Origin of the sequence: Aurantimonas manganoxydans SI85-9A1, from assembly GCF_000153465.1 — a bacterium.
GTDB classification, from domain to species: Bacteria; Pseudomonadota; Alphaproteobacteria; order Rhizobiales; family Rhizobiaceae; genus Aurantimonas; species Aurantimonas manganoxydans.
Window position 1 is genome coordinate 72,608 of record NZ_CH672387.1, and the last position, 6,102, is coordinate 78,709.

6 protein-coding genes and 1 riboswitch are annotated in these 6,102 nt (G+C 67.9%); all 6 genes read left to right on the forward strand.

Annotated features, from left to right (window positions below):
- The first annotated feature begins 149 nt into the window (after window positions 1–149).
- On the forward strand, window positions 150–1,607 hold the full coding sequence (locus SI859A1_RS00670; RefSeq protein WP_040324917.1) for an alkaline phosphatase D family protein: 1,458 nt from the start codon (window positions 150–152) through the stop codon (window positions 1,605–1,607).
- 221 nt (window positions 1,608–1,828) lie between these two features.
- Entirely contained in the window at window positions 1,829–2,218 is a 390-nt protein-coding gene (locus tag SI859A1_RS00675; protein WP_050767383.1) for a septal ring lytic transglycosylase RlpA family protein, read from the forward strand.
- A gap of 318 nt (window positions 2,219–2,536) precedes the next feature.
- Window positions 2,537–2,664: riboswitch (TPP riboswitch) on the forward strand.
- A gap of 121 nt (window positions 2,665–2,785) precedes the next feature.
- Complete coding sequence (gene thiC / locus SI859A1_RS00680) at window positions 2,786–4,594, forward strand: phosphomethylpyrimidine synthase ThiC (protein ID WP_040324920.1); 1,809 nt, start codon at window positions 2,786–2,788, stop codon at window positions 4,592–4,594.
- A 107-nt stretch (window positions 4,595–4,701) separates the two neighbouring features.
- On the forward strand, window positions 4,702–4,878 hold the full coding sequence (locus SI859A1_RS21555) for a hypothetical protein (RefSeq protein WP_154653352.1): 177 nt from the start codon (window positions 4,702–4,704) through the stop codon (window positions 4,876–4,878).
- A gap of 75 nt (window positions 4,879–4,953) precedes the next feature.
- Entirely contained in the window at window positions 4,954–5,736 is a 783-nt protein-coding gene (locus SI859A1_RS00685) for a polysaccharide deacetylase family protein (protein WP_009207961.1), read from the forward strand.
- Window positions 5,733–6,102 (forward strand): GNAT family N-acetyltransferase (locus SI859A1_RS21710; RefSeq protein WP_338024662.1); only part of this gene is annotated, 370 nt, incomplete at its 3' end. The genes SI859A1_RS00685 and SI859A1_RS21710, both read left to right, overlap by 4 nt.

Here is a 6,102-nt window from a genome sequence, read left to right on the forward strand (position 1 = left end):
CTGCAATCCCCCTCGATTCCGCCGGCACACGATCGTCCGGCCCGCCTGATGGCGGCATTGCGGTCGGCATGGTGGCCATGGCTTCCTATATGGCGGGGCGAGACCGAAGCCGGGACGGGCATCGGTCACAGCCAAGCCGGCAGGAGCCGATGACCGAGACCGCTTCCGCCGCCGATCCGCTCCCGGACCGGATCGGCCCGATCCTCTATGCACGCGGCGGCGATGGCCGGCGCGACCATCTCGCCGCGATCCTCGTCCTGAACGAGGCGGCCGCGGCGCCCGAGCTGTTCGCCGCGGGCGAGGCGACGCAGCCGATTGCGCTGGCCACGAGGTTCGGCCGCACGGTCTGGCGCTACGATTTCTCGCTGCCGGCCCGCACCACCAGTTCCTACCGCATCGACGAGACGGACTATGCCGTCGTCAGCCCCGACGGCGGCGCGGCGCGCATCGCCTATGTCTCCTGCAACGGCCAGGAGAACGGGGATCTCACGCGCGACATCAGCGAGCGCGACGCCATGTGGACCCGGCTCACCGCCGAGCACGACCGCGCGCCCTTTTCGCTGATGCTGCAGGGCGGCGACCAGCTCTATGCCGACGACGTCCTCGGCTGTCATCCCGATGTGCAGCGCTGGACCACGCTGAAGCCCGGCGAGCGCGGCACCGTGCCGCTGACCGACGCGGCCCGCGAGGCGATCCGCCGCTTTTATTTCGAGCGTTATCTGATCAGCTTTGCCCGGCCCGCCATGGGGGCGATGTCGGCCCATGTGCCGTCCGTGTCGATGTGGGACGACCATGACATCATCGACGGTTGGGGCAGCCATCCGGCAGCGCTGCTGGACAGTCCCGTCGGGCGCGGCCTGTTCGAGTCGGCGCGCGAGATGTTCCTGATCTTCCAGCTGGCGGCGGACGAGGCCGATCTGCCGGCGATCGCGCTGGACCGGCAGGCGCGCAGCCTGGGCGTCGCGGTGCGCTATCCGGGCCTGACGATCCTCGCGCCGGATCTGCGCAGCGAGCGCCGCCCCGACCGAGTGATGGGGCCGGTCGGATGGAAGAGCTTCGAAACGGCGCTGGAAACGACGCCGGAGCCGGACCGGATCGTGCTCATGTCCAGCGTGCCGGTGCTCGGGCCGCGGCTGAGCTGGGCCGAGCTGGTCGCCGGCATCGTGCCGCGGGTCGCCAAGCTGTCCGACGATCTACGCGACCAGTGGCAGAGCCGGGCGCATCGGCGCGAATGGATCCGCTGCCTGCAATGCCTTGCCGATCGCGCCGAGCGGGCCGTCGGCGGGCTCGTGGTCGTCTCCGGCGAAATCCATCTGGCGACGCGCGGCGAGATGCGGCTTCTGAACGGGAGTTCGATGCACCAGCTCGTCGCCTCCGGCATTTCCCATCCGGCGCCCGGGCCGGCCTATCCGTTCGCGCTCGGCCTTCTCGCACGGGTGGGCGAAAGCCCGCTGCGGGGCCGGAAGATTCGCTTGCGGCCGCTGCCGTCGCGTCGCGCCACCTATACGAGCGAGCGCAACTACCTCGTCCTGTCGCAGGACGGCATGGACTGGCAGGCCGAATGGGAATTGGAGGACAGCGGTCGCACCCCGCCGCTGGCGGTCTGACCGGTTAAGGCAGCATCGGCGCGAATGCGACATCCCCGTCGCATTCAAAGCAGGGCTCGAACGGAAATTCTTCGTTTGGGCTCAGGACGATACGCCAGGGCCCGAAATGTTCCCCTGTCGTAGAAAGACCCTATTGCTGACAGAGTCCGTCCTTTTTCTCGTCACAGGAATTGACGAAGGAGGCGGCGTCGCAAACGTCGCATCTCAAGGACATACCAAGCATGAAGTTTCTGCCGAAGGCCGCTCTCGCGGCCGCGCTTTTCGCCGGAACGATGGTCGGTTCGTACTCCGCCGCAATCACTCCGGTCGTAGCCGAAACGAAGTCCGCGGCCTCGGGTTCCGCCTCTTATTACGGAAAGCGCTTTCATGGTCGCCGCACGGCGAATGGCGAAAGCTTCAACATGAATTCCATGACGGCGGCGCATAAGACGCTGCCCTTCGGCACCAAGGTGCGCGTCACCAACCGTCGTAACGGCAAGTCCGTCGTCGTGCGCATCAACGACCGCGGCCCGTATCATGGCGGCCGGATCATCGACCTGTCGCGCGCCGCGGCCTCGAAGATCGGCATGATCCATTCGGGCACCGCCAAGGTCAGCCTCGACATCCTCTAGGGTCGGCTCTGCCGGCCGCATGGCGGGGCGCAGGCCGCCCACCTGTGACACACGCATTTCGTCCGACGGCGCCGCTGCGCCGCGGACCGCCCGCGGCACGCATCGCGGGCTTCGGCTATCGGGCTTTCTCCGCCGCCCGGCCGTCCTGGCCCATTGCGCCTGCGGCGCATCGCGCACGTCACCGCCGCGACGCCCCGATCGGCTGCTGCCGATCCTGCTCCCCGTCTTCCCTTTCTCTGTGTCTTCGTGTCGTCTCGCCGGTCTTCGGCAAGGAGCGCTGCAACCGCTGTTGACACCCCCACGGGGGCTGCTACCGTCCGCTCGTCCAAGGGGAGTTCCGGCAAGGAACTGAGAGGCCGACGGCCGCCGATCATCGGCGAAGCGCGCGGCGACCCTACGAACCTGATCCAGTTCATACTGGCGTAGGGATGGGAAAGCCGCCGACCTCTCCGGCCCGCAATGCGGGCCAAGCCCCCAACGTCAGGGGCGATCCGACAGGCCGACGAGAGTTTTCGATCACCGAAAGCAGAACTGGATCTCCGACGCGAGCGCGACTGGAGAACCAAGATGAATGCCGTGACACCCACCGTCACCGCCGGCCCGCTGCCGGCCTCCCGCAAGATCTACCTGGCCGGAACGGCCTTTCCCGACATCCGCGTGCCGATGCGCGCGATCACCGTGCACCCGACCGCGGGCGAGCCCGACGTCATCGTCTACGATCCGTCCGGCCCCTATACCGACAGCCAGATCGAGACCGACATCGCCAAGGGCCTGCCGCGCATCCGCGAGAGCTGGATCGCGGCCCGCGGCGACACCGAATTCTACGAGGGCCGTGCGGTGCAGCCCGAGGACAACGGCAATCTGCCGGCCGAGAAGCTGACGCCGGAATTTCCGGTTCGCAACGTACCACGCCGGGCGACGGGCGGGCGTGCCGTCACCCAGTACGAATATGCCCGCGCCGGCATCGTCACCGCCGAAATGGAATTCGTCGCGATCCGCGAAAATCTCGGCCGGGCCGAGGCGAAGCGGGCGCTGGAGCGGGACGGCGAGCCGCATTCGGCGGCGATCCCGGACTTCATCACCCCGGAATGGGTGCGCGACGAGGTCGCCTCCGGCCGCGCCATCATCCCGGCCAACATCAACCATCCCGAAGTCGAGCCGATGGCGATCGGCCGCAACTTCCTGGTCAAGATCAACGCCAATATCGGCAATTCCGCCGTCACCTCCTCGATGGCCGAGGAAGTGGAGAAGATGGTCTGGGCGATCCGCTGGGGCGCCGACACGGTGATGGACCTGTCCACCGGCCGCAACATCCACAACATCCGCGACTGGATCATCCGCAACGCGCCGGTGCCGATCGGCACGGTGCCGATCTACCAGGCGCTGGAGAAGGTGAACGGCATCGCCGAGGACCTGACCTGGGAGGTCTTCCGCGACACGCTGATCGAGCAGGCCGAACAGGGCGTCGACTATTTCACCATCCATGCCGGGGTGCGGCTGTCACATATTCCGCTGACGGTGGACCGGACGACGGGCATCGTGTCGCGCGGCGGCTCGATCATGGCCAAGTGGTGCCTGCATCACCATCGCGAGAGCTTTCTCTACGAGCATTTCGAGGAGATCGCCGACATCTGCCGGGCCTATGACGTGTCCTTCTCCATGGGCGACGGCCTGCGGCCCGGCTCGATCGCCGACGCCAACGACGCGGCGCAGTTCGCCGAGCTCGATACGCTGGGCGAACTGACGCAGATCGCCTGGGCCAAGGGCTGCCAGGTGATGATCGAGGGGCCGGGCCATGTGCCGATGCACAAGGTGAAGGAGAATGTCGACCGCCAGATGCGGGTCTGCGGCGAGGCGCCGTTCTACACGCTCGGACCCTTGGTCACCGACATCGCTCCGGGCTACGACCACATCACCTCGGGCATCGGCGCGGCGATGATCGGCTGGTTCGGTACGGCGATGCTCTGCTACGTCACGCCGAAGGAGCATCTGGGCCTGCCGGACCGCGACGACGTCAAGGTCGGCGTCGTCACCTACAAGATCGCCGCCCATGCCGCCGATCTCGCCAAGGGCCATCCGGCGGCGCAGCTGCGCGACGATGCGCTGAGCCGGGCGCGCTTCGAGTTTCGCTGGGAGGACCAGTTCAACCTCTCCCTCGACCCGGAGACGGCGCGCTCCTTCCACGACCAGACGCTGCCCAAGGAGGCGCATAAGGTGGCGCATTTCTGCTCCATGTGCGGCCCGAAATTCTGCTCCATGAAGATCTCTCACGACATCCGCGCCGAGGCGCAGAAGGAGGGCATGGAGAAGATGGCGCAGAAATATCGCGAGGGCGGCGGTCTCTACATGCCGGCCGGCGACGTGCCGGCCGAGTAGGGTCAGCGAAGCGGAGGCGGCGGCGTGCTGCCGCCTCCCTGTCCCTCACGTGGAACGGGGAGGGCCTTCGGGTGGTTAGGCGTTCGACTGCATCAGGAGAACGCACAATGGCCGATCCGAAGGCCCCCAGACACGATCAAAAGCCCGCCGATGGCGGCGTCCTCGACAATGCGCTGCAGCGCACCGACAATTCCTTTGCCGGCAAAGAGCCCGACGAGCGGCTGATCGGCACCGATATTCCGGACGACGAACAGGACGCCGAGGAAGACGAAGAAGGAGACTGACCGTCTCCTGCTCCCACCGATCAGCCGCGGCGCGCCGCAATTGCCCGCGCGCCCGATCGCCGCTAAGGCCGCGCCATGCGGAACGCTGACGACCTTCTGAGCGAACTCGACGCCTGGTACGACGCCGGCCGGCAGATCGACATGTGGTGGCGGGACGACGACGCCATCGCCGCGACGCCGGCGCTCGATGCGCTGGTCGCCGCCGCGCATCGCCATGCGGCACCGCTGGCGCTGGCGGTCATTCCCGCCGGTCTGACGGACAGCCTGATAGCCCATCGCGGCGATCCGCTCCTGATTGTCCTCCAGCATGGCCACGCCCACAGGAACCATGCCGCGCCCGGCGGACGCGCGGTGGAATGCGGCGGCGACCGGCCTTTGGGAAAGGTGCTGGCGGAGTTCGACGAGGGGCGCAACCGTCTGGCGGCGGCGTTCGGCGCCCGGTTCGTGCCGGTGATGGTGCCGCCCTGGAACCGCATCGAGCCGGCGGTGGCCGAGGCGCTGCCGGCCATGGGCTATGCCGGCATCTCGGTGTTCGGGCCGCGCCAGACCGCCTCGCCGCAAGCGGCCTGCAGGCATGTGAACGCCCATCTTGATCTTCTCACCTGGAAGGGCGGCGCGCGCTTCGCCGGGCACGACAAGCTGGTCCGGCTGGCCGCTGAGCGCCTTGCCGACCGGCGGCTCGGGCGCAGCGATCCGGCCGAGCCCTTCGGCATCCTCACCCACCATCTCGACCACGACGCCGAGACCTGGGCCTTTCTCGATCAATTGCTGACCCTTCTCGCCGCCCATCCGGCGGTCCGATGGCGCGATGCAGGCGCGCTGTTCGCTGGCGCACCGACGGACGAACTGGTCCGATGAGCGCGATCGTGCGACCGGCGCAAGCCGGCGACATCGCTGCGGTGGTCGAACTCCTGCACACCCATATGAACGCCAGGATCCCGCGCGAGCGCTGGGCCCGGCTGCTCGACTATCCCTGGCGGCCGGAGGGCGTCGAGCGCGGCTGGCTGGTTGAGGATGGCGGGCATGTCGTCGGCTTCATGGGCACGATCTACAGCGACCGCGTGATCGGCGGCCGGTCGCGGCGCTTCTGCGACCTCTCTTCCTGGTATCTCCTCGCCGATTATCGCGGCGACGGGACCGGCGACGATCTGCTGCGTTCCGGCATGGCGCGGCCCGGCGTCACCTATCAGACCATGACGGCGCGCCGGGCCACCGGCCGCAAGA